Below are 23933 nucleotides of genomic sequence, written 5' to 3'. Positions count from 1 at the left end.
TTTTTGGTCCCGGGCTGCGGTGAGCTAGGAGCATGGTTTCTCCTGAGCTCTGCATTGACGTGCCCCCGCAGCCCTGGTCAGGACGGTTCGACGGCGCCAGCGCTGAGCACCGCCGCTGGTGGCAGGTGGTTTCGTCCTACGCACCCGGCGCTGAATCGTCTGACAGCCCTGGACACGATTCTGCTGCACGCCCCGCCGTGATCCTGGGGTTTGCCAGCGACGAGGGTGTGCGCCGCAACAAGGGCCGGACCGGCGCCGCGCTGGCGCCGGCAGCCATCCGGGCGGCGCTCGGCCCGCTCGCGTTCCACCTTGACCGCACCGTGTGCGACGCCGGGGACGTCGAAGTTTCGGACGGCAACCTGGAGGCCGGCCAGGCCCGCGCCGGGCACGCGATCACGGCCATGCTCGACGCCGGCAAGCTCACCGTGGTGTTGGGCGGCGGGCATGAGACCGCGTTCGCCAGCTACCTGGGCGTGGCCGGATCAGACGCAGTGCGCGGCGGCCGGCGGCTGGGCATCCTGAACCTGGACGCCCACTTCGACCTCCGCGATGAGCCCCTCCCCAGTTCCGGGACGCCGTTCCTCCAGATGGCCCGGGCGGAAGCCGCCGCGGGGCGCGAATTCAGTTACGCCGTCGTCGGGATATCCGAGCCGAACAACACGCGGTCAGTCTTCAACACAGCGGATCGACTGGGCGTGCGGTACCTGCTGGATGAGGACTGCACGGCGGAGCGCGTGCGGGCGTTTGTGGCGGACTTCCTGGCAGGCGTGGACGTGTTGTACCTGACCATCGATCTGGATGTCCTGCCGGCGTCGGTGGCTCCCGGCGTGAGCGCCCCCGCCGCCTACGGCGTGCCGCTGCCCATCATCAGCGCGGTCTGCCGGCAGGTGGCGGAAAGCGGCAAGCTCCTGCACCTGGACGTGGCGGAACTGAACCCGGAATTCGACGTGGACGGCCGCACCGCCAGGGTTGCCGCACGGCTGGTGAACACGCTGCTGCGCTAAGTCCCCGGCTGGGGATGCTGGCTGCCGGTACAGCTAAGCCTTAAGCACGTAGCGCCGTTCGGGCCTGCCCACGCCGTACTTGAGCCGGACCTCCAACACCCCTTCATCGTGGAGGTACTCAAGATACCGGCGCGCACTGACCCGGGAGGTGCCCAGCTGGACGGCCACTTCGGCGGCGGAAAGATCGCCGTCGGCGTCCTTAAGGGCAGCTTCCACCAGCTTCAGCGTTTCAATGCTGCAGCCCTTCGGCAGTGGCCGATCGGTCCGGTCCAGCCCGAACAACCGGTTCACGTCCGACTGCTCCGCTACGTCCTTGGCCGAGTCGAGGCCCTGGTAGGCGCTGCGGTAGTGCTCCAGCCGTTCCTGCAGGTCAGTCTGCGAGAAGGGCTTGATGAGGTAGTGCACAATCCCGCCGCGCAGGGCCTTGCGCACCGTGTCCACCTCACGGGCGGCGCTGATCACCAGGACATCCAGTTCCGGGGCCACTTCGCGCAGTTTGTGCATAAGGTCCAGGCCGTTGATGTCCGGTAGGTGGATATCGAGCAGCACCAGGTCCGGTTGCAGCCGCCCCGTTTCGATGACCGCCTGGGCGCCGGTATGGGCCACCCCGACGACGGCGAACCCGGGAGTGCGCTGAATGAACCCTGCGTGGACCTTGTCCACCATAAAGTCGTCATCGACGATCAGGACTTTGATCATTGCTGCATTCTCCGTGTTCGTTCCAGCCGGGCGGTGAAGACCGCCCCGTTGTTGTTGGTTACCGTGAGGTCGCCGCTGCTGCGCCGGCAGACCACCCGGGAGAGCGCCAGGCCGAAGCCCCTGCTGCCGCCGGGGCCGGGGTCCTTGGTGGTGAAACCCTGCTGGAAGATCTCCCCCGGATCCCCGGTGACGCCGGGGCCGGAATCGCGGACGGTGACCGTCACGCCGTCGGCTGTGTCCTCCACGAGCACCCTGACCGTTGCCTCCGGAAGCCCGGTGACGGCGTCGAACGCGTTGTCCACGAGGTTCCCGACGACGGTAGTCAGGTCGCGGGACAGATCCTCATCAACGCGCTTCAGCCCGGATTCAGGGTCCAGCTGCAAGGTGACCCCGCGTTCGGTGGCGAGGCTCGACTTGGCGATCAGGAGCGCGGCGAGCGCCGGGTCCTGGATGCGGCTGGTGACTTCATCGTTGAGCCGGGTCCTGTCCAGCGTGGCACCGTTGACAAACTGGACTACGGATTCGTATTCACCGATCTGGATCAGGCCGGAGATCACGTGCAGCTGGTTGGCAAATTCGTGGGCCTGGGCGCGGAGTGTGTCGGTGGCCGTCTGGGTTACGCCGAGTTCCTGCTCGAGCGAGGACAGTTCGGTACGATCGCGCAGCGTGGTGACCGAGCCGATGTCCCGGCCGCGCGACTGGATGGGCACGCGGTTCAGCACCACCAACCTGTCCCCGACGAGCACCAGCCGGTCCGGCTCCGGCTGCTCGTGTGTGAGGACCTCCTTCAGCGCAGGCTCCACGGCGAGGCTGGCCAGCCTCTGGCCTAAGCAATCAGCGGGAAGGCCGAGCAGCGCGCGGGCGCTGTCGTTGGCGACGGTGATGCGCTCGTGCGGGTCCAGCGCCACCACGCCTTCCTTCAGGCCATGCAGCATGGCCTCGCGGTTTTCGACCAGGCCCGTAATTTCGCTCGGTTCCATGCCCAGGGTCTGCCGCTTCACCCGGCGGGAGAGCAGCAGCGAGCCGGCAACACCCAGCACGCTGGCCACGCCGAGATAGGTGAGGAGATTAGGTACGGCATCCCCCAGCCGCTCCAACGTGGAGGGGTAGTTCCGGCTGATGGATGCAATGCCGATCATGATCCCGGCGTCATCCAGGACCGGAACATGGGCGGAGAGTTCCTCGGTGCCGGATCCGTCCACCACGCCGGTCCACGAACGGCCTTCCAGCACTCGGCTGGCGCCAAGCTCCAGGAGTGTCCCCAGCAGTTCGGGATCGGAGGCGGCCACGATGGTCCGGTCCAGCTTGGCCAAGGTCACATGGGATGAGCCGGAAACGGTCCGGACCGACTCCGCCACGGCCGGAAGGACGGCGCCGGCCCGCGGCTCGGCAGCGGGGAGCAGTTCGCGGACCGTGGGGTTATTGCCCAAAGCTTCGGCTGCGGACAGCGCCCGGCGGCCCTCGATCCGCTCGAACGCTGCGGCCGATTGCGCCAGCGAAATGCCTACTACGGCAACCAGGACGGCGAGGACTATCAGCAACTGCAGGACCAGGTACTGCCCCGCAAGGGACATTCCTCTTCGTCGAGTCACTGTAATTCTGTCCTCTTGTTGGCGGGTCTCTGGTGGTCAGGCTACCTGAACGATGCCCACTGCAGAGTCCCGGTGGCATACCGGAAACGTGAACGCAATGAACTTAACTTTCTCTGCGTACACAAGAGTGATGCCGGTCACGGCCGGGCCTAGCATCGGAATTACAAATCAGCCCAGCTGATCAGTCTTGATGAGAAGAGGAACACCATGCGCCAGATCCGCGCATTGCGAATTGCCGCCGTCGCCGCCGGCATCGCCCTGATGGCCACCGGCTGCGGTGCCACCGGCAAGAGCTCCACCGACGGCGCCAGCTCCGGCTCCGGCGCCGCTGCAGGCCCCGTGACCGGGCTCCAGATCATGGTGCCCAACACTCCGGGCGGCGGCTACGACACTACCGCCCGCGTCGCAGCGAAGGTTCTCGACGACGAGAAGGTCGCCACCAACACGGAGGTCTTCAATCTGGCGGGTGCAGGCGGAACTGTCGGCCTGGCCCGCATCGTCAACGAAAAGGGCAACGGCGACCTCGCCATGCTCATGGGCCTGGGAGTGGTGGGCGCGAGCTACACCAACAAGTCCGAGTCCAAACTGACAGACACCACCCCGCTGGCCCGGCTCATCGAAGAGCCCGGCGCGATCATGGTCAGTAAGAACTCGCCCTACAAATCCATCGATGACCTGGTCAGCGCATGGAAGGCTGACCCCGGTTCCATCAGCGTCGGCGGCGGCTCCTCCCCCGGTGGACCGGACCACTTGCTGCCGATGCAGCTTGCGGGAGCCGTCGGCATTGACGCCACCAAGGTGAACTTTGTTTCCTACGACGGCGGTGGAGACCTACTCCCGGCCATCCTTGGCAATAAGGTGGGCTTCGCGGCCTCCGGCGCCGGAGAGTACCTCCAGCAGATCAAATCCGGCGATGTCCGAGTCCTGGCAACCAGCGGCACTGAGCGGCTCGAAGGCGTCGACGCACCTACGCTGAAGGAATCCGGCATCGACCTGGTGTTCAGCAACTGGCGCGGCATGGTGGCTCCCCCGGGAATCACCGAAGCCGACAAAGCCAAGCTGATTGCTGCGCTCGAAAAGATGCACGGCACCAACGCCTGGAAGGAAGCCCTTAAGAAAAACAGCTGGACTGATGCCTTCGTCACCGGTGACGAGTTCGAAACCTTCCTGACCGAGCAGGACAAGCGGGTGGCGGACGTCCTCACGAAGCTTGGCTTGGCGTGAGCTCCTTCCCAACTTCGGCGTCCAGGCTAAAAGGCCGCTCCGAGCTGGGGGTTGCCCTCCTGCTCGGAGTGGCGGGCGTCGTCGTCCTGGTCGACGCCATCGCACTGGTCACCCCGTATTCCCAGTCCGATCCGGTGGGACCGAAGACCCTGCCCTACATCATCGCGGGTCTGCTCCTGGTCTGCGCCGTCCTGCTGGCAGTCAACGTGCTGCGGGGCGGACAGGGAGAAGCCGAAGGCGGTGAGGACGTGGATCTCTCGCACCCCGCCGACTGGAAGACGGTCCTGCCACTGGTGGCAGCCTTCGTGGCCAACATCCTGCTGATCGACTGGGCGGGATGGGTGATCTCGGGAACCGTCCTGTTCTGGGGCAGCGCGTGGGCCCTGGGGAGCCGGCATTACGTCCGCGATGGCCTCATTGCCCTGGCTGTGTCCGTACTGACTTTTTACGGCTTCTACCTAGGCCTCGGCATCCCGCTGCCCGCCGGTCTCCTGGAAGGAATTCTTTAATGGATGTCTTCTCGTCGCTCATGGACGGCTTTGCCACCGCCCTGACCCCTATGAATCTCCTCTACGCCGTTATTGGCGTGATCCTGGGTTCCGCCGTCGGCGTGCTTCCGGGCCTTGGCCCGGCCATGACCATTGCCCTGCTGCTCCCGGTCACCTACGTCCTGGAACCCACCAGCGCCTTCATTATGTTCGCTGGCATCTACTACGGCGGAATGTACGGCGGCTCCACCACGTCCATCCTCCTAAACACCCCAGGGGAATCGTCTTCTGTTGTCACCGCCATTGAAGGCAACAAGATGGCTAAAGCCGGCAGGGCCGCCCAGGCCCTGGCGACGGCAGCCATCGGCTCCTTCGTGGCAGGCACCATTGGCACCGCACTACTGGCTGTCTTCGCACCGATCGTGGTTGAGTTCGCAGTCAGCCTGGGCTCGCCGAGCTACTTCGCCATCATGGTGCTTGCACTCCTGGCAGTGACCGCCGTCCTTGGATCTTCGCGGCTCCGGGGCTTTGCCTCGCTCGGTCTTGGGCTGGCCATAGGCCTGGTAGGCATGGATTCCGTCACCGGCCAGCGCCGCCTCACCTTCGGCCAGCCCCTGCTCGCCGATGGCCTGGACATCGTGGTGGTGGCAGTCGCCATCTTTGCGGTGGGCGAAGCACTGTGGGTTGCCGCTCATATGCGCCGCACTCCTTTGCACGTCATCCCGATAGGCCGACCCTGGATGGGAAAACAGGACTGGAAACGGTCATGGAAGCCCTGGCTCCGCGGAACGGCATTCGGTTTCCCTTTCGGCGCACTTCCGGCCGGTGGAGCCGAGATCCCCACGTTCCTCTCATACGTGACGGAGAAGCGCCTAAGTAAGCATCCCGAGGAGTTCGGCAAGGGAGCCATCGAAGGAGTTGCCGGACCGGAAGCAGCCAACAACGCGGCCGCCGCCGGCACCATGACGCCCCTCCTGGCCCTGGGCCTGCCCACCAATGCCACTGCCGCCGTGATGCTCGCAGCGTTTGTCCAGTTCGGCATTCAGCCGGGACCCCTCCTGTTCGCCAACGAGGGACCGCTGGTGTGGGCGCTGATCGCGAGCCTCTTTATCGGCAACTTCCTGCTCCTGCTCATCAACTTGCCCCTGGCACCGATGTGGGCAAAAATCCTGCAGCTCCCGCGGCCGTACCTGTACGCCGGGATCCTGTTCTTCGCCACGCTGGGCGCCTATTCGGTCAACCTGCAGGCTTTCGATCTGATACTCCTGCTGGTGCTCGGTGCGTTGGGATTCATGATGCGGCGTTTCGGACTCCCCGTGCTGCCGCTTATCCTGGGCGTCATCCTGGGGCCGAGGATCGAAGGACAGCTTCGCAAGAGCCTGCAGCTCAGCGCGGGTGACCCCGCCGGTCTCTTGAGCGAGCCGATCGCCGTCGGCATCTATGTCATTCTGGCGATTATTCTCGCCTTTCCGCTGCTGCTCAAGCTGTGGCGTCGGAACCGCCCGGCAGTACTGCAGGCAGGAGTGCCCGCCACTCGCTCCGGCGAATCCGAACCGACGAATGCCAGCGGCAGCACCAGCCATGGCAGCCACCGCGCCACCACTGGCGGCGACGGGGACGGCTAACCGGACGGCTGCCCAGTCCTGGGCATCAGCCCCGCATCAGCCCCGCATCCGCCCAGCAGCAGAAGATCACCTGACAGAAAAAGAGGTACAGCCATGACGATCGTTGTGGGATACGTCCCGACCCCCGAGGGCGAAGCGGCCCTGACCCAGGCCGTCGCCGAGGCCCGGAAGAGCAACACCACCCTGCTGGTCATCAACTCATCCAAGGGCGATGCCCTGGTGGACAACAGGTACGCCCAGGAACCTGAGATCCAGAGCATCGAGGACCGGCTGGCCACCCAGGGCATTGACCACGTGATCAAGCAGCCGGTCCGTGGGCATGACGCGGCGGCGGAGGTACTCGACGCCGCGGAGGAGCACAACGCCGCGCTCATCGTGATCGGCCTGCGCCGCCGTACCCCGGTGGGCAAGCTGATTATGGGCAGCACCTCGCAGCGGATCCTGCTCGAGGCTGATTGTCCCGTGCTGGCCGTCAAAGCGGGCACGGCGGGCTGAACAGAGCGTTACCTTCGATCCGAAGTTTGTTCGCGGGATACCGCCCTGACGGTGCGGCCAGGCGAACAAACTTCGGATTTTAGCGTCTGTGCCCAGGAAGCAGCAGTCATCTGACATCCCAGGTCCTGTGTCCGGTACAGTAGATGGAGCCCTTTGGCACGAGAAACAGAAAGTTCGGCACATGACTACAGCATTTTTGGAACGTCCCCTGGCCGCCGCCGCGGCCGTCGAAGACCCGGCTTCGCTGTCCATCGAGCTGCATTTTTCCACAGCGCAGGAGATGCACGAAGGCCTGGATCAGGCTGTCGCCACGCTGATCGAGCCGGCTAAAGACGCCGCCTGCGGCATCCTTGTGACGCGGCTGCGCCCGGGACGATTCACGGTGGCCCTGGACGAGTCAGTCCCCTTCGGCGAAACATACGAAAGCATTGCGGCCTGAGCTGATTCGGCCCCGAATCCGGGCTACGGTCCCTCCCGCGATCCAACGCGATCTACGCAAGAGTCCCCGCCCTCCGGCAACGGAAGGCAGGGACTCTTGTGCGTTTTGATGTCGCGTTCCTAGCTCATGCGGACCTCTACACCGTCGGACTTAAGGAAAAGTTCCTTCTCCGACGCGGTGGCCGGCACGAGCCATAGCACGTTCCCGCTCTGCGATATTTCTTCCACTTCGCCCGCCGCAATGACGTGCGCGTGTTTAATGATTTCCACCCGGTCACCAGCTTTGAGCGTTCCCCACTCCGAGATGGTGGCCGAATGGTTATTACGCCTCGACAGGACAGCCCCGCGTGCTTTCATTTGAACTACTACCCCTTTGTATACGTTCTGCGCCACAGCCTCTTTGATGTGACTTTCACTACACCTTCATTTCTACTACAGTCCCGGCGCCGAAATGTACGTGTCGCACCATATTTCGACATTGGTTGAATTTAGTAGCAGGACCGAAGAATATTCCCGCTCAGGAAAGAATTCCGACGGCGGATTCTGCGGCTGCCCGGACCTTTCCGGAGGCAACCAGACGGTCAGCCGCCTCCAGCTCCGGCGACAGGAACCGGTCGGTTCCGGGGCCTTCGACGACGGACCGCAGCACCCCGATCACGGCAGTGCCTGCCGGGCCCGGAGTGAGCTCGCCGTCGGACAGCTGCGTCCGCATGTCGATGGCGCGGGCGCTCGTCACCAGTTCGATGGCCAGGACACGGCGGAGATTCTCCACGGCCTTGCGCAGCTTCCGGGCCGCGTGCCAGCCCATGGACACGTGGTCCTCCTGCATGGCGGAGCTGGGGATGGAATCCACCGACGCCGGGACGGCCAGTCGCTTGTTGTCCGAGACCAGCCCAGCCTGCGTGTACTGGGCGATCATCAGTCCCGAATCCACGCCCGGATCCGCGGCGAGGAACGCCGGCAGCCCGTGCGAACGCGCCGGGTCCAGCATCCGGTCCGTCCGGCGCTCGGCGATGGAGCTGAGGTCCGCCACGGCGATGGCCAGGAAGTCCAGTACGTACGCCACGGGTGCGCCGTGGAAGTTGCCGTTGGAACTGACGCGCCCGTCGGGCAGGACCACCGGGTTGTCGATGGCCGCAGCAAGCTCACGGGAAGCCACAAGGGCGGCGTAGTCCACGGTATCGCGCGCGGCGCCTGCCACCTGGGGTGCGCAGCGCAGCGAGTAGGCGTCCTGGACCTTGGAATCCCCCACCCGGTGCGAGGCCACGATCGGGGAGTTGGAGAGCACTCGCAGCATGTTGTCTGCACTTGCGGCCTGGCCGGGGTGCGGACGCAGCGCTGCATGCAACTCCGGCACGAAGACCTGGTCCGTACCGAGCAGCGCCTCCACGCTGAGCGCGGCGGTGATATCCGCCGTCGTGAGCAACTGGCGGATGTCTGCGATGGCCATCAGGAGCATGCCCAGCATGCCCTCGGTGCCGTTGACCAGCGCCAGACCTTCCTTCTCGGCGAGGACGACCGGCTCGATGCCGTGACCGGCGAGCAGCGCGGCGACAGGCGCCTCACCCCGCCCCCCGTACGTCACGCCGTCGGGCCCTTCCGCTTCCCCCTCGCCCATCAGCACCAGCGCGCAGTGGGACAGCGGGGCGAGGTCGCCGGAGCAGCCGAGCGAGCCGAACTCGCGGACCACCGGCGTGATGCCGGCGTTGAGCACGTCAACCATGGTCTGCAGGACGACCGGACGGACGCCGGTTCGGCCGGACGCGAGGGTCTTGGCGCGCAGGAACATGATGCCGCGGACCACCTCGCGTTCCACGGCCGGGCCCATGCCCGCGGCGTGGCTGCGGATCAGCGATTTCTGCAGCTGGGTGCGCAGCTCGCTGGGGATATGCCGGTTTGCCAGCGCACCGAAGCCGGTGGAGATACCGTAGGCGGGGGTCTCGCTGTGCGCCAGTTCGTCGATGTGCGCGCGGACCTTAGCCACCGTGTCCAGCGCTTCGTGTGCGATGGTCACCCGGGCGTTGTGGCGCGCGACGGCGACAACGTCCTCAGGTGTGACTCCGGTGGAGCCGAGCGTGACGGTGAGCGCTTCGTTCGTGGTGATGGTCATGATTCCTACTTTGGTGGTTGAGCCTGGGCCGGTGGTTGAGCCTGTCGAAATCTGGATCTCGACGGGCTCGATCACCGGGCCTCGTTCATCGGGATGCGGACGCCGCGTTCTTTGGCGACGTCGAGGGCGCGGTCGTAGCCGGCGTCGGCGTGGCGGATGACACCCATGCCGGGGTCGTTGGTGAGGAGGCGTTCGAGTTTCTGTGCGGCGAGGTCGGTGCCGTCGGCGACGGAGACCTGGCCAGCGTGGATGGAGCGGCCGATGCCGACGCCACCGCCGTGGTGGATCGAGACCCAGGTGGCACCTGAGGCGGTGTTGAGCAGGGCATTGAGCAGCGGCCAGTCCGCGATGGCGTCCGAGCCGTCGGCCATGGCCTCGGTTTCGCGGTATGGGGAGGCGACGGAGCCGGAGTCGAGGTGGTCGCGGCCGATCACGATGGGCGCCGTGACCTTGCCGTCCTTGACGAGCTGGTTGAACAGCAGGCCGGCCTTGGCGCGGTCCCCGTAGCCGAGCCAGCAGATCCTGGCTGGCAGCCCTTCGAACTCCACCCGTTCCTGTGCGGCGTCGATCCAGCGGTGCAGGTGCTTGTTCTCCGGGAAGAGTTCCTTGATGGCTCTGTCCGTGACGGCGATGTCTTCGGGATCGCCGGAGAGCGCCACCCAGCGGAACGGGCCGAGGCCCTCGCAGAACAACGGGCGGATGTAGGCCGGGACGAAGCCGGGGAATTCGAACGCGCGGTTGTAGCCGCCGGTGCGGGCCTCGTCGCGGATGGAGTTGCCGTAGTCAAAGACCTCGGCGCCGGCGTCCTGGAACTCGACCATGGCCTGGACGTGCTTGGCCATCGAGGCCTGGGCCTTCTTGGTGAAGCCTTCCGGGTCGGCGGCGGCCTCAGTGTGCCACTCCTCGACCGCGATGCCTTCAGGGAGGTAGCTCAGCGGGTCGTGGGCACTGGTCTGGTCCGTGACGATGTCCACTGTGAGTTCGCCGGCGTTGTGGCGGCGCAGGATCTCGGGGAAGACCTCGGCGGCGTTGCCGACGTAGCCCACGGACCAGCCGCGGCGCTCTTCTTTGGCCTTCAGCACCTTCGCGATCGCGGCGTCGAGGTCCGTTTCCACCTCGTCGAGGTAGCGTTTGCCGGCACGGCGGCGCAGGTGGCTTTCGTCGACGTCGACGATCAGGCAGGCGCCCTCGTTCAGGGTGACGGCGAGCGGCTGGGCGCCGCCCATGCCGCCGCAGCCGCCGGTGAGGGTCAGGGTGCCGGCGAGGGTGCCGTCCTCATCGCCGGTGAGCTTGCGGGCGATCGCGGCAAAGGTCTCGAAAGTGCCCTGCAGGATACCCTGGGTGCCGATGTAGATCCAGGACCCGGCGGTCATCTGTCCGTACATCATGAGGCCCTCGGCCTCGAGGCGGCGGAATTCGGGCCAGTTGGCCCAGTCACCAACAAGGTTGGAGTTGGCCAGCAGCACACGGGGTGCCCATTCGTTGGTGCGGAACACGCCCACCGGTTTGCCGGACTGGACCAGGAGCGTCTCGTCCTTTTCCATGGTTTCCAGGGTGCGGGTAATGGCGTCGAACGCGGCCCAGGACCGTACGGCGCGGCCGGTGCCGCCGTAGACCACCAGGTCTTCGGGGCGTTCGGCCACCTCTGGGTCCAGGTTGTTCATCAGCATCCGCAGCGGGGCTTCGGTCTGCCAGCTCTTGGCGGTGAGCTCGGTGCCGCGGGCTGCTTTGACCGGGCGGGCACCGGTGGTGAAATCGGCGGGTGCCATGAGGGCTCCTATGTGTTCTGGCGAGTGGTTCGCGGTGATGGGAAGAGGTTCTGTCTCTACTAAAGCCCCTTCGCGGCGGGGCAAACAGGGCTTTTGGAGGGGTAGTGTCTGGGATTCCAGACCGCTGCCGTTTCCCTGTTGCTCTATCCGATCCGGTCGCCAAACCGGGCGAACGGGAACCCAATGTGATAGAGCATGGCTCGGGGGGAAGAGCTACTTGGCCGCGCGGCCGTGGATGCGCACCGACAGCTCGTCCGCTACTTTCTGGACCCGCGCGGCGAGCGCCGGCCATTGGTCCGCCGGCAATTTGTCCTCGAGGAACGTGACGGCGACTGCCGCCGTCGGCCATCCCACGTGGTCCGTAACAGCGGCGGCGATCGAGCCGAAGCCGGGCGTCACCTCGCCGTGTTCGGTAGCGTAGCCGCGCTGCCTGACCCGGTCGAGGTGCGAGGACAGCGCGGAGTACTTCATGATGGCGCCCTCCACCTCATGCCGGGCAGTGAAGGCCTCGGCATTCGGGTAAAGCGCACGGACCTGGGACTTGGGCAATGCCGCGAGGATGGCGCGTCCGCTGGCGGTGAGGTGGCTCGGGAGCCGGACGCCGACGTCGGTGACCAGGGACGGGCGGTTCTTGGCCCGCTCTTCCACGATGTACAGCACGTCGCGCCCATGGAGCACCGCCAGGTGCGCGCTCTCGCCGATCACATCCACCAGCGATGCCAGCAGCGGCCGGCCCAGGCGGGACAGCGGTTCCTGCCGCGAATACGCCGAGCTCAGCTCGAAGGCACTGATCCCCAGCCCGTAGCGCTGCTCCTCGTGCAAGTGGAGGACAAAACCGTTCGCCTCCATTACCCCGAGCAGGTGGTAAACGCTTGAGCGCGGCAATCCCAAGGACGTCGCAATGCTCGACGCCGCCATCGGCCCCCGCTTCGAGGCCAGTAGTTTGAGGATACGAAGGGTGTTCTCGGCAGCGGGGACTTTGGACGTCGCCCGTGGTTCGCTGCCCACCTCAGGCCTGGTTTCCGTTCTCGACACCACTGTGCCCTCCGTTATTTTCTCGCGGGGCTTCCGGCCATGTCCGGGATCCCGTACTTAACCTTGCACCCATGGCAGGCCTGTTCATCGCCATCCAAACACAGCCTGTGTCCGGAATACCAGACTATGGCGTTCGGACCCGGTCGCGGTCCCGAGATGTTAGCCCCAGGCTGCCCTCCCGGTCCGCTCGGGTCCGGCGGCGCTGGTCCTAGGCTGAAGCGTATGGCCTCAACCACGGATATCCTTGCCGCGGACGATTCCCAGCTCCGCCGGCTGGTTCCGCCAACGATTCCGGCAGGCCACGACTATAAGCTGCTGGGCCCCCTGCTACGCGTGACCGGGCAGCGGCCGGGCTTCATCGAGTCGGCCCGTGACCTTGGCGTGGAGGGCGGGATGCTCGACAGGCTGATCGTCGAGCAGCGTGACTACTTTGCCGGCCGCGGGGAAGCCGTCGAATGGAAGACCAGGGCACATGATCTCCCGAATGATCTGGAGTCCCGACTTGGCGCAGCGGGCTTCGTGCCGGAAGACCGCGAGACCGTCCTGGTAGGTGAGACGGCTGCGATGGCCGGCGGCACTGCGACCGCGGAAGGCATTCGGGTGAGACTGGCCCGTGAACGCCCCGACCTGGAGCGCATCGCGGCCATGAAGTCTGAAGTGTGGGCCGCCGACTACAGCTGGGTGGCTGCTGATCTGCATGACCGGCTGGCCTCGGACCCGGAAAACCTGGTGGTCTTCATGGCCGAGGCCTCGGGGGAAATGGTGTCGGCAGCCTGGTTGGAGGTCAATCCGGGCTCGGACTTCGCGGGTTTGTGGGGCGGCTCGACATTGCCTGCATGGCGCCGACGGGGGATCTGCAAGGCCTTGGTGTCGGCGCGGGCTAGGGTGGCGGCTGCCTGTGGAGTGAAGTACCTGCAGGTGGATGCCTCCGCTGACAGCGAGCCGATCCTGCGACGACTGGGATTCAGGGCAATCACCACCACCACGCCGTTTGTGTGGACTCCTCCTGCCAGGGGCCAGAGCTCCTGCCAGGGGCCAGAGCGCGGGAGCACTTGGGTAGAGTGCCCGCTACGCACCCGAGACCTTGAAACGGCAGGCGACTCAGCGCCCTAGACGTTCCTGGACGCTGACGTGCACTGGCGTCGGCGAAAGCGGCCTATCCGGAGACCCGTCTCCTGCCTGGGGATGGTCTGGCTGTTGGTCTGGCTGATAGCACTCGGACAGGGATGAGTCGTCGGGCGGGTTTTGAGGATCCGGGCCACAATCTTGAAGTCTTAGCCTTTCACCAATTTCTTGATGCCCAAACTGTTCTTCGATCTGGCATGGCCAGTGTGGTGGTTCCCAGTCGGGGTGTTCGCTGGCGTATCGCCGGCCGTTGGGTGAGATCCAGCCGGGTGGCTCGTTCTTGGTAGCGGTGGTGGGTTTCCAACCTGTGGTGTGGCGGAGTCGGTGGTGTTTGTGGCAGGGCTGACCGAGATTGCTGATGCCGGTGGTGCCGCCGTGGGCCCAGGGGAGGATGTGGTCGGCTTCGTTGTCGAGGGAGTGGTTGCTGCAGCCGGGAAACGGGCATTTGCCGTCGCGCAGCCGTAGCCATTGGCGTTGCGCTTTCGTGAGCCGGTAGCTGGTCCGCCCGATCTCCAGCGGAGCACCGTCCCGCGGATCGATCAGGACCCGGTGAAAGGACTCCGCACCTTCCGCCACGAGTTGCCGGGCCATGGGCGGCGGGATCGGGCCGTATCCGTCGAGCATGGCCGGTTCATCCGTGAGGCCCAACAGCGCAAACACCGGCACGGTTATCAACACCTGTGCCCGCGGCGAGGGAACACCGCCGCTCACGGCGATGCCCCCGGTCTCTTGGTGGCTCGTTTCACCGGTCGCGCTGCCCCTGTTTTCCCTACCCTCATCACCGGTTCCGGCCCCGGCGCTGGCGCTGGTGTCGGTCAGGAGCCAGGTCGCGACGGAGTCTGCGCGGAGCTGGCTCAGAGTCCGGCCCTCATGAGGCCCCTGGAGGGCCCGCGCGGCGGCGGTGGTGCGGTCCCAGATCCCGGCGGCCTGATCGGCGGGCAGGTACGCGGAGAGCCAGGCCATCCCGTCACGGTCCGGGGCATGCTCCATCCGCCGGTCCTGGATACCGCGTAGGTGGCGCTTTTCGATGCTGACCGGATGATGGCGTTCCCGCCAGGTGCGGGCCTTGTGCCGGAACCGGCCGGGGATGAGCTCACCGGCCAGGCCACGTGCCGGATTCGCGACGTCCGGGTCCAGGAAATGCGCTTCGAGGGCCGCCGCGGCCGCCCTGTCGAGGTTAGTGGTTTCATCGACCATGATCCGGGCGTGCGGCCACGAAATGACCCCGGCCTGCAACGCCGAGAACGTCAGCGGCAGGGCCGTGGTCAGCGCGCGCGCCTCAGCGAGCAGCGCACTGGCGGCGCGGTCACTGACCGCCAGCACGCATGCGACCTCAGCGACGACAGCCATCTCCTGCCCGCTATGGTCCTGCGGCGACTCAGCAGGGCCCGCCAGGGCCTCGGCGGCGGCGCTGTAACCGGCAGCCAGCCAGACCTTCAGGGCAGCACTTTTCGCGTCCAACCGTGAGATCTCGGCCAGCCCGTCCAGCAAACCATCCGCTACCCGGCGCAACGGATCAGCATCCCAGGACCCGGAGGAAACGGTCCCGCCGCGGAGCGCCACTGCTAGCTCAGCGAAAGACACCGAAAGGGCCTCCGCCGCCGCCACAGCTCCTCTGCTATCCATGGTTAAAGCATCTCAGCAGGGGTCTGACAATATCCTCAAGGATGAACGCCTATGTGGATAACTCCGCTGACATCATTCTTGAGGTGCCGGCGGGAGCTGGCCGGCGCCTAACTGTCCCTTCGCGCCGGGGGTGGAAGGGCGGGGGTGGAAGGTAGAAGAGCCTCAGATGCTGACCACTACTTTGCCGCGGGCCCGGCCCTCGTGCATGTATTCTACGGCGGCTGGCGCTTCAGCGAGCGCGTACACCTTGTCCACTGCAGGCCACACACTGCCGGCTTCAATAAGCGTGGTCAGCGCCTCAAGATCGCGGTAGTTCTCCGTCGAAACAAGCCCTTTGAATTTCTGCCCGGAAAACAGCGACGCCAGCGGCGCACCCATCGAACGCTCAAACCCGCCGGTCAGGTTTCCTCCGCCCTCACCGCCGACAATCACCAGGATCCCGCGCGGCGTTAGCGCCTTCCGCAGGACTGAGAGCGGCCGGTTGCCGGCGGTATCCAGAATGACGTCGTACAGCAGCCCGGCAAGCGCAAAGTCGTCCTGGGTGTAATCGATGACGTGATCAGCGCCGAGGGACCGGACCAACTCCACCTTTCCGGTGCTGCAGACTCCCGTGACCTCCGCCCCGAATGCCTTCGCCACCTGCACAGCAAAGGACCCGACTCCCCCGCCAGCGCCGATGACCAGCACCTTCTGGCCGGCACTGACCTGCCCGGCATCGCGGACAGCCTGCAACGCGGTAACACCAGAAATTGGTGCCACCGCAGCCTCCTCGAACGTGAGGTTTGCGGGCTTCGCGGCCACACGTTTCTCCTGGGCGCAGACGAATCCGGCAAAAGACCCCTCGCAGGTGCCGAACACTTCATCGCCGGGCTGGAAGCGTGTCACGCCGGCCCCCACGGCCTCCACAACCCCGGCCACCTCGCGTCCGCGGACGGGCACCTTGGGCTTCTTGAGCCCGAACCCGAAAAGCCGGACCAGGTACGGCCGCCCGGTCATGAGGTGCCACACGCCCTGGTCGACACCGGCGGCACGAACCCCGATCAGCACTTCCCCAACGCCGGGCAGCGGCTGCGGAATATCCCGTAGCTGGAGCACATCGGAATTCCCGTAAATGTCCTGCACGATAGCTTTCATGATGCTTCTCCTTCGTTGTTCGGGTACTGGAACACGTCCTCTAACGGCACGACTAGCACATGGGCGATCTGGAACGCCATCTCCAAAGACGGCGAGTACCGGCCCTGCTCGATGGCGATGACGGTCTGGCGGGTGACACCCACGCGGTCGGCGAGTTCGGCCTGCGTCATCTCTCCCCGTTCGAACCGCAGGCGCCGGATGGAGTTGGTTACCCGCGTTGGCTTCACCACGGCTGGAACCCCCGGCGGTAGGCCACGATTTTGGCCACGGAGCCCAGAATCGCGGACAGGACGAACGTCAGGTAGATGACGTTCGCGATCCAGAAGTGATCCACCTCAGCCATCGCCAGGAGCAGCGCCGCGACGCCGCCGATGACCACAAACGACTGTCCGATGTACTCACCGAAACGGTAGATCTCCCTGTCGCGCTGGTCCTTCTTCCCGGACTCCTTGGGCGAAAAGATGCCCAGGAGAATGTGCAGGGCGATGGACGCAGCAATGGATGCCCCGACGGTCCACAGCAGTGGAGCAACGTACGGAAGCTCGGCAACTGGCATAGTGCCGGCCAGCCCCAGGACGATGGCCAGGTACACGCCATAGGAGCCCACCGCCACCACCCCCATGATCCAGGCGCTCTTCTCTTCGAAGGACATTTCCGTTCCTGCCATTCCCACCAGATGTAAAACAAAGCTGACATTTTAAAAGTAAAGAAAACCAGACATGATGTCAATAGTTTTGGACTCCGCAGGAAAGGAAAGGCCACACCCCAACCCCCAGTCTGAGATGGAAGACACCAACCGCCCGTGAGTCTCATCGCCAGGGGCGCCAAAGTGGTCTGCTGGTTGGCGATCCCCCTCCCAATGACGAGAAGGTATTCGTATGCAGCAAGCACCAGGCGCCGCCACCCAAGACGCAAGCCCGGCTGAACAGCCCAAGCCGGGAGCCGCCGTCGCGCACGTCCTGAACCGGGGACTGAACGTCCGCCATATCCGCTTTATGGCCCTGGGTTCGGCGATCGGCACAGGCCTGTTCTACGGCTCAGCCTCGGCCATCCAGAAGGCGGGCCCGGCGGTCCTGCTGGCCTACGTTATCGGCGGCGCGGCAGTCTTCATGGTCATGCGGGCCCTCGGCGAGATGGCCGTCCGGCATCCCGTCTCGGGCTCTTTCGGCCAGTACGCCAGCCGCTACCTCGGACCGCTGGCAGGGTTTGTGACCGGCTGGACCTATGTCTTTGAGATGGCGATTGTGGCCATCGCCGATGTCACTGCATTCAGCATTTATATGGGCTTCTGGTTTCCCCAGGTGGACCGCTGGATCTGGATCCTGGCCATTATTTGTTTCCTGGCCGCAATGAACCTGCTCAGCGTGAAGGTCTTCGGCGAGCTCGAGTTCTGGTTCTCGCTGATCAAGGTGGTGGCCATCATCGCCATGATCGTCGGCGGCGCCGCCATCATCGCCTTTGGTTTCCAGGCCGGCGGTTCCACAGTGACTCCGGGACTCGGCAACCTCGTGGAGCCCGGCGGGCTGTTCCCCAACGGCTTCGAGGGACTGCTGGCATCGTTCGCCGTCGTGATGTTCGCATTCGGCGGGATCGAGACGCTCGGCATCACCGCCGGGGAGGCCGCACACCCCAAGAAGGTCATCCCCAAGGCCGTGAATACGGTGCCGGTCCGCGTCCTGCTGTTCTACGTCCTGACTCTCGGCGTGCTGATGAGCCTGTTCCCGTGGAACGAGATCGGGACCAACGGGAGCCCGTTCGTCCAGATCTTCAGCGGCCTGGGGATCCCGGCCGCACCGCATATTCTCAACGCCGTGGTGATCACCGCTGCACTCTCCGCCATCAACAGCGACATCTTCGGTGCCGGGCGCATCCTGTTCGGGCTGTCCGGCCAAGGCCATGCACCGGCAGTTTTCGGCAGGGTCTCGCGCCATGGTGTGCCATGGATGACGGTAGTGATGATGGCCGGCATCCTCCTGGTGGGCGTGGTTCTGAACGCTGTCATTCCCGAGGACGTCTTTATCCTGATCGCCTCGATTGCCACGTTCGCCACCGTCTGGGTGTGGGTCATGATCCTGGCTTCACATGTCGCAATGAAAGGCGAGATCGCGCGGAAGGGCCTGCCGGCGTCGGAATTCCCGTCCCCGTGGTGGCCGGCTGCCTCCATCCTGACCATCGCGTTTATGGCACTGGTCATCGCCGTCCTGGGCGCCTTCGAGGACACCCGCGTGGCTCTCTACGTGGGCGCGGTGTGGCTGGGGCTTTTGGTCCTCGCCTACCGGCTGTGGGTCAAGGGGAACGGACGACGCCGGGCCGAACTCGTGGACGAAACCTCGCCGCTGCCGGTGGTCACCTGACGGTGCCGGGCAACGCGACCGGGCAACCAGGCCGCGGGGCTGTTTAGGCCGAAGCGAGCGCGGAACGGACGGCAGCCGGCATGGGCGTTGTCGGCCGGCCGATCAGCGTCCGGAGGTCCGAGCCGCTGACCAGGAGGTCGCCCCGGGCAATCCCGAGATCCGAGTCCGCCAGGATGTCCGCGAAGAGCTCCGGCACGCCGAACCCGGCGAGAAGTCCGGCGTAGTCGCTGGCAGGAAGGTCCTGGTAAACCACGGGCCTGTTGGCCGCGGTGCTGATTTCACGGGCCAGTTCGGTGAGCGTGAAGGCGTGGTCCCCACCGAGCTCGTAGATCTTGCCGGCCTGGTCTTCGGCAGCCAGCACGGCGGCGGCGGCTTCGGCGTAGTCCGCCCGGGACGCGGCACTGATCCTGCCTTCCCCGGCGCTGCCGGCAAGCGTGCCCTGGGCAAGCGTGCCCTGGAGCTGTTCGGTGTAGTTTTCGAGGTACCAGCTGTTGCGGAGGATGGCGAACGGCACGCCTGCCTCCTTCAGGATGGCCTCCGTTGCCTGGTGCTCGGCGGCCAGCTTCATGCCGGTGGTGTCTGCATTGGCGATGCTGGTGTAGGCGATCAACTCCACGCCCGCCGCTGCTGCTGCCTCAATCACGGTGCGGTGCTGGTCCACGCGCTGGCCAACCTCGCTGCCGGAAATCAGGAGGACTCTGCTGGCGCCCTGCAGTGCCAGCGCCACCGAGGCGGGGTCCGTGTAGTCCATCGCCCTGACCTGGACGCCGCGGGCTGCGAAGTCGGCAAGCTTTTCAATGGACCGGCCGGCAGCCACGATCTCTGCTGCCGGAACATTGCGCTGCAGGAGGGCCTCGACGACGTGACGGCCAAGCCGTCCGGTTGCTCCAGTGATAACGATGCTCATGGGTTGGTTCCTTTCACCATTCCTAAGGGGGTCACCCCTCACAACCAGCCATCCTTGCCATTACTTCCTGAAAGACAGTACGCACTTTGAGGTAAGGTACTTACCTTTTGGTAAGTTATGGGTATGGAAGCAACCGTATGGCCCGCCAGCCTGCCGGCAGATCTCCGGGCACATCTGCCCGAAGGACTGGCCGACGGCGTGTTCCCGGCCGGGTGCCCCAGCCGCACCGTCCTGGACCACATCACCAGCAAGTGGGGAGTGCTGATCCTGCTGGCGCTCTCGGAAGGTGAGCAGCGCTGGAGCGAACTCCGGCGCCGCGCGGAGGGAATCAGCGAGAAAATGCTGGCTCAAACCCTCAAGACCCTGGAGCGAGACGGACTGGTGCTGCGAAAGGCCCAGCCGGTCATCCCGCCCCGCGTGGACTACAGCCTGACCGAGCGCGGCTATGAACTGTCCAGCCTGCTGGTTCCACTGGTCACGTGGGCCTACAACAACGCCGACGACATCCTCAACAGCCCGGACCGACCCTGAAATCGCCTAGGTAGAACTGGTCCGCAAAGACAGGTACATGTTACTGGTGTGACTGGTGTGAATAGGGCCTACGGTATCTGTAAGGTGCCAGCCAGGAATAGGAGGACCATCCTCTGCTGGGAGCTTTCCGGCTACCGCACCAAACTGAGCGGCTCAACGCCGCTTCAAGGAGTGGTTCGCATGGTAAAAGCACATGTCCAGGACCGAGCCAGCATGGGGCGGCCTGTCAGACTTTCTTCCCTCGTTCGCCGCGCCTGCGGCCGGGTCCTCGCGGCGCTCCGCCCGCGGTGCCCCTATCGCGTGGGCGAAGCAGTGGTGGGCGACGATCCGTTCAACGGCCGGCACGCGGGGATCATCATGTCCCACCGCGGTCCGTCCGTGGAACTCAGAGCCGCGGCTGGGGTCTTCTTCTACGATCACCGCCACCTGAGGCGCCAGGACTGAGTTTTTGTCCAGATAACGCACCCATCAGACCCTGGAACCCGCGTTATCTGGACAAAAACTCCAAGCCCCGGAAGGACTGTTGGGGGCTTACCGAGCCGACCAGCCGCCGTCCATCACGTAACTGGACCCGGTGACCATGCCGGCATGATCGGACGCCATCCAGGCCACCAGCGAAGCAACTTCCTCCGGTTCCACCAGGCGTTTCACAGCGGACTCGGTGAGCATCACCTTGGCCAGCACCTCGGCCTCGGGGATGCCGTGCACCTTGGCCTGGTCCACAATCTGCTTCTCGACGAGCGGGGTCCGGACGTAGCCGGGGTTGATGCAGTTGGATGTGACTCCGTACTCCCCGCCCTCAAGCGCCGTCACCTTGCTCAGCCCTTCGAGGCCGTGCTTGGCGGAAACATACGCGCTTTTGAACGGGGAGGCCCGGATTCCGTGCACGGATGACACGTTGATGATCCGGCCGAAGCCGTTGGCGTACATGTGCGGCAGTGCGGCCCGGATCAGCAGGAACGGGGCTTCGAGCATAAGCGCGATGATCCGGCGGAAGTCCGCCGGATCGAACGCTTCGATGGGGCTGATGCTCTGAATCCCGGCGTTGTTCACCAGGATGTCGCAGTCCAGGCTCAGGGTGGCGAGTCCGTCCACGTCCAGCAGGTCCACGGCCCAGGCCGTGCCGCCCACTTCATCAGCGAGGGCGGCAGCGCCGGCGGAGTCGACGTCGGCCACCACCACTTTCGCCCCGCGGGCGGCGAGTTCCCTGACGCAGGCAGCCCCGATCCCGCTGGCGCCGCCGGTCACTACGGCCTTGCGGCCGTTCAGGGTGTTATCCATTGCACTTCCCATCGTTTTACCCGGTCCTTAGTAGTTCGGAGGCTCAAGCAGCTCAGCGTGAGCCGGCCGGGAGCAGTCCCTCGCGGGCGGCGTCGGCCTTGTCCACTTCTTCCAGAGCAATGCCCTTCGTTTCCTTCAGGCTCAGCACCGCCACCGTAGTGATGGCGCAGGCGACCACCAGGTAGATGGCCGTGGGCAGCCAGGAACCGGTGTCCTTGAGCCACTGGGTAGCCAGCAGCGGCGCCAGCGAACCAGCGAAGATCGAGGTGACCTGGGAGCCCAGGGATACACCCGAGTACCGCATCCGGGTGGGGAAGAGCTCGGCCATGATGGCGGGCTGGCCGGCATACATAAACGCGTGCAGGCACAGGCCGATGGTCACGGCCAGGACAATCACCACGGCGTTGCGCGTATCGAACATGGGGAAGGCGAAGAACGGCCAGGCCGCACCGGAGATGGACCCGATCAGGTAGACGGGCTTCCGCCCTACCTTGTCCACGAGACGGCCAACCTGCGGGATGACCAGGAAGTGGATGACGTGGGCAATCAGGAGTGCCAGCAGGAGCGAGGACGTGTCGTACTTGTGCACGCTCTTGAGGTAGACGATCGCGAAACTGACCACCAGGTAGTACATGATGTTCTCCGCGAAGCGCAGCCCCATGGCCTGCAGGATGCCCTTGGGGTATTTGCGGACTACTTCGAAGACCCCGTAGCTGACAGCCTGTTCTTTCTCCAGCAGGGCTTTGGCCTCCAGGAAGATGGGTGCCTCGGTGACGTGGGTGCGGATGTAGTAGCCAACGAAGACGATCACGGCGGAGAGCCAGAAGGCCACGCGCCAGCCCCAGCCGAGGAACGCTTCGGGGCTCAGGGTGGTGGACATGATGAACAGAACCAGTGTTGCCAGCAGGTTGCCCACCGGCACGGCGGCCTGCGGCCAGCTGGACCAGAATCCGCGGGACTTGTTGGGGCTGTGTTCGGCAACTAGCAGTACCGCGCCGCCCCATTCACCGCCGAGCGCGAAGCCTTGGATGAAGCGGAGGGCCACCAGCAGCGCCGGGGCCAGGTAGCCGATGTCAGCGAAGCCCGGGAGGCAGCCCATCAGGAAGGTGGCCACGCCAACGATCACGATGGTCAGCTGCAGCGTGGGTTTGCGGCCCAGCTTGTCGCCGATCTGGCCGAAGACGATCCCGCCGAGGGGGCGCGCCACGAAACCCACCGCATAGGTGAGGAACGCCTGGATGATGCCGTCCAGCTCGTTGCCGGTGGCAGGGAAGAAGTACTTCCCAAAGACCAGGGTGGCGGCGGTTGCGTAGAGGAAGAATTCGTACCATTCCACCACCGTGCCCACCATCGAGGCGGCCACAATCTTCTTCAGTCCGGATCCCTTGGGTGCGGATCCGGCGGCATTGTCTGCCGAGCGCTGCTCTACGCTCATGAGTTTCTCCTTAGTGTCCACTTTGACACGCGCTGTGATCCACTGCACTTCGAATCCACAGCACTAATGGCTCCACTGAGTATTACTGCACAAACATGCGCCTTCAATGGCCAAACCAGCACCCGCTGTGTGCACAATTGCAGATATGAAGGCTAATCCCGATGATCTCCTGGTCCTGCTCGCGGTGTCCCGCTCCGCAAAATTTACGACGGCGGCGCAAGTGTTGGGGCTGAACCACACCACCGTTTCGCGTCGGATAGCCACCCTCGAGAAGGCGCTCGGCGGCCGCGTCCTGGCCCGGGCGGCCGGCGGCTGGGAACTGACGGAGCTGGGCACGGACGCTGTCCGGGTTGCCGAACAGGTTGAGGCAGCGGTGAGTGCGCTGGGACCGGCAGGCCAGGCACCTGACCCGATTACCGGCGTCGTACGCATGACCGCGACCGATGGCTTCAGCGCCTACATTGCCGCACCCGCGGTGGCGCGGCTCCGCCGGAAACACCCGGGGCTGAGCGTGGAAGTGGTGACTATGACCCGGCGGGCCCTGCAGCAGCGGTCGGGCCTGGACATCGAAGTAGTGGTGGGCGAACCGCAGGTCCACCGGGCCGAAGCTGTGCAATTGGGCGAGTACATGCTGGGGATGTACGCCTCGCATGCCTACCTCGCCGAGAACGGGACGCCGGCGAGCGTGGCTGAACTGACGGAGCACCCGCTGGTCTACTTTGTAGATTCCATGCTGCAGGTGGACGATCTGGACGCACCCCGGCGGCTGGTGCCTGCCATGCGCGAAGGGCTCACCTCCACCAACGTGTTTGTCCACGTGGAGGCCACACGTGCCGGCGCAGGCATCGGCTTCCTGCCGTGCTTTATGGGCAATCTGCACACTGACCTGGTCCGGCTGCTCCCCGACGACTTCGCCGAGTTGCTCCCGTATTGGATGGTGCTTCGGCCCGATTCGATGCGCCGCCCCGCCGTGGCCGCCGTTGTACAGGCTCTGCGCGACCAAACGGCGGCGCACCGGAATGCCCTGCTGGGCCGGGGAAACCGTGCTTGAGCCCGTCGAA

The 23933-nt window shown here is 65.2% G+C and carries 24 protein-coding genes; 11 read left to right on the top strand and 13 right to left on the bottom strand.

Annotation, left to right across the window (positions count from 1 at the left end; all coding sequences use genetic code 11):
* The first annotated feature begins 32 nt into the window (after positions 1–32).
* Complete coding sequence (gene hutG, locus ACQCSV_RS03120) at positions 33–1004, top strand: formimidoylglutamase (RefSeq protein WP_426939145.1); 972 nt, start codon at positions 33–35, stop codon at positions 1002–1004.
* A gap of 33 nt (positions 1005–1037) precedes the next feature.
* Here the strand turns inward: hutG and ACQCSV_RS03115 are convergent, their stop codons facing one another.
* Both ACQCSV_RS03115 and ACQCSV_RS03110 read right to left on the bottom strand, forming a co-directional pair.
* Positions 1038–1703 (bottom strand): response regulator, encoded by a 666-nt coding sequence (locus tag ACQCSV_RS03115; RefSeq protein WP_426939144.1) that lies wholly within the window; start codon positions 1701–1703, stop codon positions 1038–1040.
* Positions 1700–3277, bottom strand: coding sequence for a sensor histidine kinase (locus tag ACQCSV_RS03110; RefSeq protein ID WP_354155376.1), 1578 nt, complete (start codon positions 3275–3277; stop codon positions 1700–1702). Before ACQCSV_RS03110 ends, ACQCSV_RS03115 begins: the two co-directional genes overlap by 4 nt.
* Before the next feature lie 225 nt (positions 3278–3502).
* Between ACQCSV_RS03110 and ACQCSV_RS03105 the strand changes: the two genes are divergently transcribed.
* The 5 genes from ACQCSV_RS03105 (at position 3503) to ACQCSV_RS03085 (ending at position 7566) form a co-directional block, all read left to right on the top strand.
* Positions 3503–4519 (top strand): Bug family tripartite tricarboxylate transporter substrate binding protein, encoded by a 1017-nt coding sequence (locus ACQCSV_RS03105; protein ID WP_426939143.1) that lies wholly within the window; start codon positions 3503–3505, stop codon positions 4517–4519.
* On the top strand, positions 4516–5028 hold the full coding sequence (locus ACQCSV_RS03100) for a tripartite tricarboxylate transporter TctB family protein (RefSeq protein ID WP_282329679.1): 513 nt from the start codon (positions 4516–4518) through the stop codon (positions 5026–5028). Before ACQCSV_RS03105 ends, ACQCSV_RS03100 begins: the two co-directional genes overlap by 4 nt.
* Positions 5028–6632, top strand: coding sequence for a tripartite tricarboxylate transporter permease (locus ACQCSV_RS03095; protein ID WP_426939142.1), 1605 nt, complete (start codon positions 5028–5030; stop codon positions 6630–6632). Before ACQCSV_RS03100 ends, ACQCSV_RS03095 begins: the two co-directional genes overlap by 1 nt.
* A 93-nt stretch (positions 6633–6725) precedes the next feature.
* Positions 6726–7127 (top strand): universal stress protein, encoded by a 402-nt coding sequence (locus ACQCSV_RS03090; RefSeq protein ID WP_354155379.1) that lies wholly within the window; start codon positions 6726–6728, stop codon positions 7125–7127.
* A 181-nt stretch (positions 7128–7308) separates the two neighbouring features.
* The gene (locus ACQCSV_RS03085; RefSeq protein ID WP_354155380.1) at positions 7309–7566 is read left to right on the top strand and encodes a hypothetical protein; all 258 of its coding nucleotides are present in this window, start codon (positions 7309–7311) and stop codon (positions 7564–7566) included.
* A 119-nt stretch (positions 7567–7685) separates the two neighbouring features.
* On the opposite strand, the gene ACQCSV_RS03080 is transcribed toward ACQCSV_RS03085, so the two are convergent.
* From ACQCSV_RS03080 to ACQCSV_RS03065, 4 genes are all read right to left on the bottom strand, one after another.
* Entirely contained in the window at positions 7686–7922 is a 237-nt protein-coding gene (locus ACQCSV_RS03080) for a hypothetical protein (RefSeq protein ID WP_354155381.1), read from the bottom strand.
* A gap of 160 nt (positions 7923–8082) precedes the next feature.
* A complete protein-coding gene (gene hutH / locus ACQCSV_RS03075; RefSeq protein ID WP_426939141.1) occupies positions 8083–9675 on the bottom strand; it encodes a histidine ammonia-lyase in 1593 nt (530 codons plus the stop codon).
* 71 nt (positions 9676–9746) lie between these two features.
* Positions 9747–11444 (bottom strand): urocanate hydratase, encoded by a 1698-nt coding sequence (hutU, locus tag ACQCSV_RS03070; RefSeq protein WP_354155383.1) that lies wholly within the window; start codon positions 11442–11444, stop codon positions 9747–9749.
* Between the two features lie 213 nt (positions 11445–11657).
* Complete coding sequence (locus tag ACQCSV_RS03065) at positions 11658–12479, bottom strand: IclR family transcriptional regulator (RefSeq protein WP_354160005.1); 822 nt, start codon at positions 12477–12479, stop codon at positions 11658–11660.
* A 222-nt stretch (positions 12480–12701) separates the two neighbouring features.
* On the opposite strand from ACQCSV_RS03065, the gene ACQCSV_RS03060 reads away from it, so the two are divergent.
* On the top strand, positions 12702–13592 hold the full coding sequence (locus tag ACQCSV_RS03060; protein WP_354155385.1) for a GNAT family N-acetyltransferase: 891 nt from the start codon (positions 12702–12704) through the stop codon (positions 13590–13592).
* Here ACQCSV_RS03060 and ACQCSV_RS03055 read toward each other — a convergent pair.
* From ACQCSV_RS03055 to ACQCSV_RS03040, 4 genes are all read right to left on the bottom strand, one after another.
* Positions 13581–15230 (bottom strand): DUF222 domain-containing protein, encoded by a 1650-nt coding sequence (locus ACQCSV_RS03055; protein ID WP_354155386.1) that lies wholly within the window; start codon positions 15228–15230, stop codon positions 13581–13583. The genes ACQCSV_RS03060 and ACQCSV_RS03055 overlap by 12 nt on opposite strands.
* Before the next feature lie 162 nt (positions 15231–15392).
* On the bottom strand, positions 15393–16364 hold the full coding sequence (locus tag ACQCSV_RS03050; protein ID WP_354155387.1) for an NAD(P)-dependent alcohol dehydrogenase: 972 nt from the start codon (positions 16362–16364) through the stop codon (positions 15393–15395).
* Positions 16361–16594, bottom strand: coding sequence for a helix-turn-helix transcriptional regulator (locus tag ACQCSV_RS03045; protein ID WP_354155388.1), 234 nt, complete (start codon positions 16592–16594; stop codon positions 16361–16363). The genes ACQCSV_RS03050 and ACQCSV_RS03045 overlap by 4 nt, the downstream gene beginning before the upstream one ends.
* On the bottom strand, positions 16588–17016 hold the full coding sequence (locus ACQCSV_RS03040; RefSeq protein ID WP_354155389.1) for a hypothetical protein: 429 nt from the start codon (positions 17014–17016) through the stop codon (positions 16588–16590). The genes ACQCSV_RS03045 and ACQCSV_RS03040 overlap by 7 nt, the downstream gene beginning before the upstream one ends.
* Before the next feature lie 226 nt (positions 17017–17242).
* Between ACQCSV_RS03040 and ACQCSV_RS03035 the strand changes: the two genes are divergently transcribed.
* Positions 17243–18718, top strand: a complete 1476-nt coding sequence (locus ACQCSV_RS03035) for an amino acid permease (RefSeq protein WP_426939140.1) — start codon at positions 17243–17245, stop codon at positions 18716–18718.
* A gap of 43 nt (positions 18719–18761) precedes the next feature.
* Here ACQCSV_RS03035 and ACQCSV_RS03030 read toward each other — a convergent pair whose 3' ends face one another.
* On the bottom strand, positions 18762–19625 hold the full coding sequence (locus tag ACQCSV_RS03030) for an SDR family oxidoreductase (RefSeq protein ID WP_354155391.1): 864 nt from the start codon (positions 19623–19625) through the stop codon (positions 18762–18764).
* A gap of 123 nt (positions 19626–19748) precedes the next feature.
* On the opposite strand from ACQCSV_RS03030, the gene ACQCSV_RS03025 reads away from it, so the two are divergent.
* Complete coding sequence (locus ACQCSV_RS03025) at positions 19749–20156, top strand: helix-turn-helix domain-containing protein (protein WP_354155392.1); 408 nt, start codon at positions 19749–19751, stop codon at positions 20154–20156.
* A gap of 180 nt (positions 20157–20336) precedes the next feature.
* On the top strand, positions 20337–20600 hold the full coding sequence (locus ACQCSV_RS03020; RefSeq protein ID WP_354155393.1) for a hypothetical protein: 264 nt from the start codon (positions 20337–20339) through the stop codon (positions 20598–20600).
* Between the two features lie 87 nt (positions 20601–20687).
* On the opposite strand, the gene ACQCSV_RS03015 is transcribed toward ACQCSV_RS03020, so the two are convergent.
* Both ACQCSV_RS03015 and ACQCSV_RS03010 read right to left on the bottom strand, forming a co-directional pair.
* The gene (locus ACQCSV_RS03015) at positions 20688–21437 is read right to left on the bottom strand and encodes a 3-hydroxybutyrate dehydrogenase (RefSeq protein WP_354155394.1); all 750 of its coding nucleotides are present in this window, start codon (positions 21435–21437) and stop codon (positions 20688–20690) included.
* Positions 21438–21489: 52 nt separating this feature from the next.
* A complete protein-coding gene (locus ACQCSV_RS03010; protein WP_354155395.1) occupies positions 21490–22872 on the bottom strand; it encodes an MFS transporter in 1383 nt (460 codons plus the stop codon).
* A 145-nt stretch (positions 22873–23017) separates the two neighbouring features.
* Between ACQCSV_RS03010 and ACQCSV_RS03005 the strand changes: the two genes are divergently transcribed.
* Positions 23018–23923: a LysR family transcriptional regulator gene (locus ACQCSV_RS03005; protein WP_354155396.1), complete on the top strand. Its 906-nt coding sequence runs from the start codon at positions 23018–23020 to the stop codon at positions 23921–23923.
* Positions 23924–23933: the final 10 nt, after the last annotated feature.

Origin of the sequence: Pseudarthrobacter sp. S3 (assembly GCF_050156905.1) — a bacterium.
Classification (GTDB): Bacteria; Actinomycetota; Actinomycetes; order Actinomycetales; family Micrococcaceae; genus Arthrobacter.
Note: the sequence above shows the minus strand (reverse complement) of the source record. Positions and strands in the feature narration are given on the sequence as shown.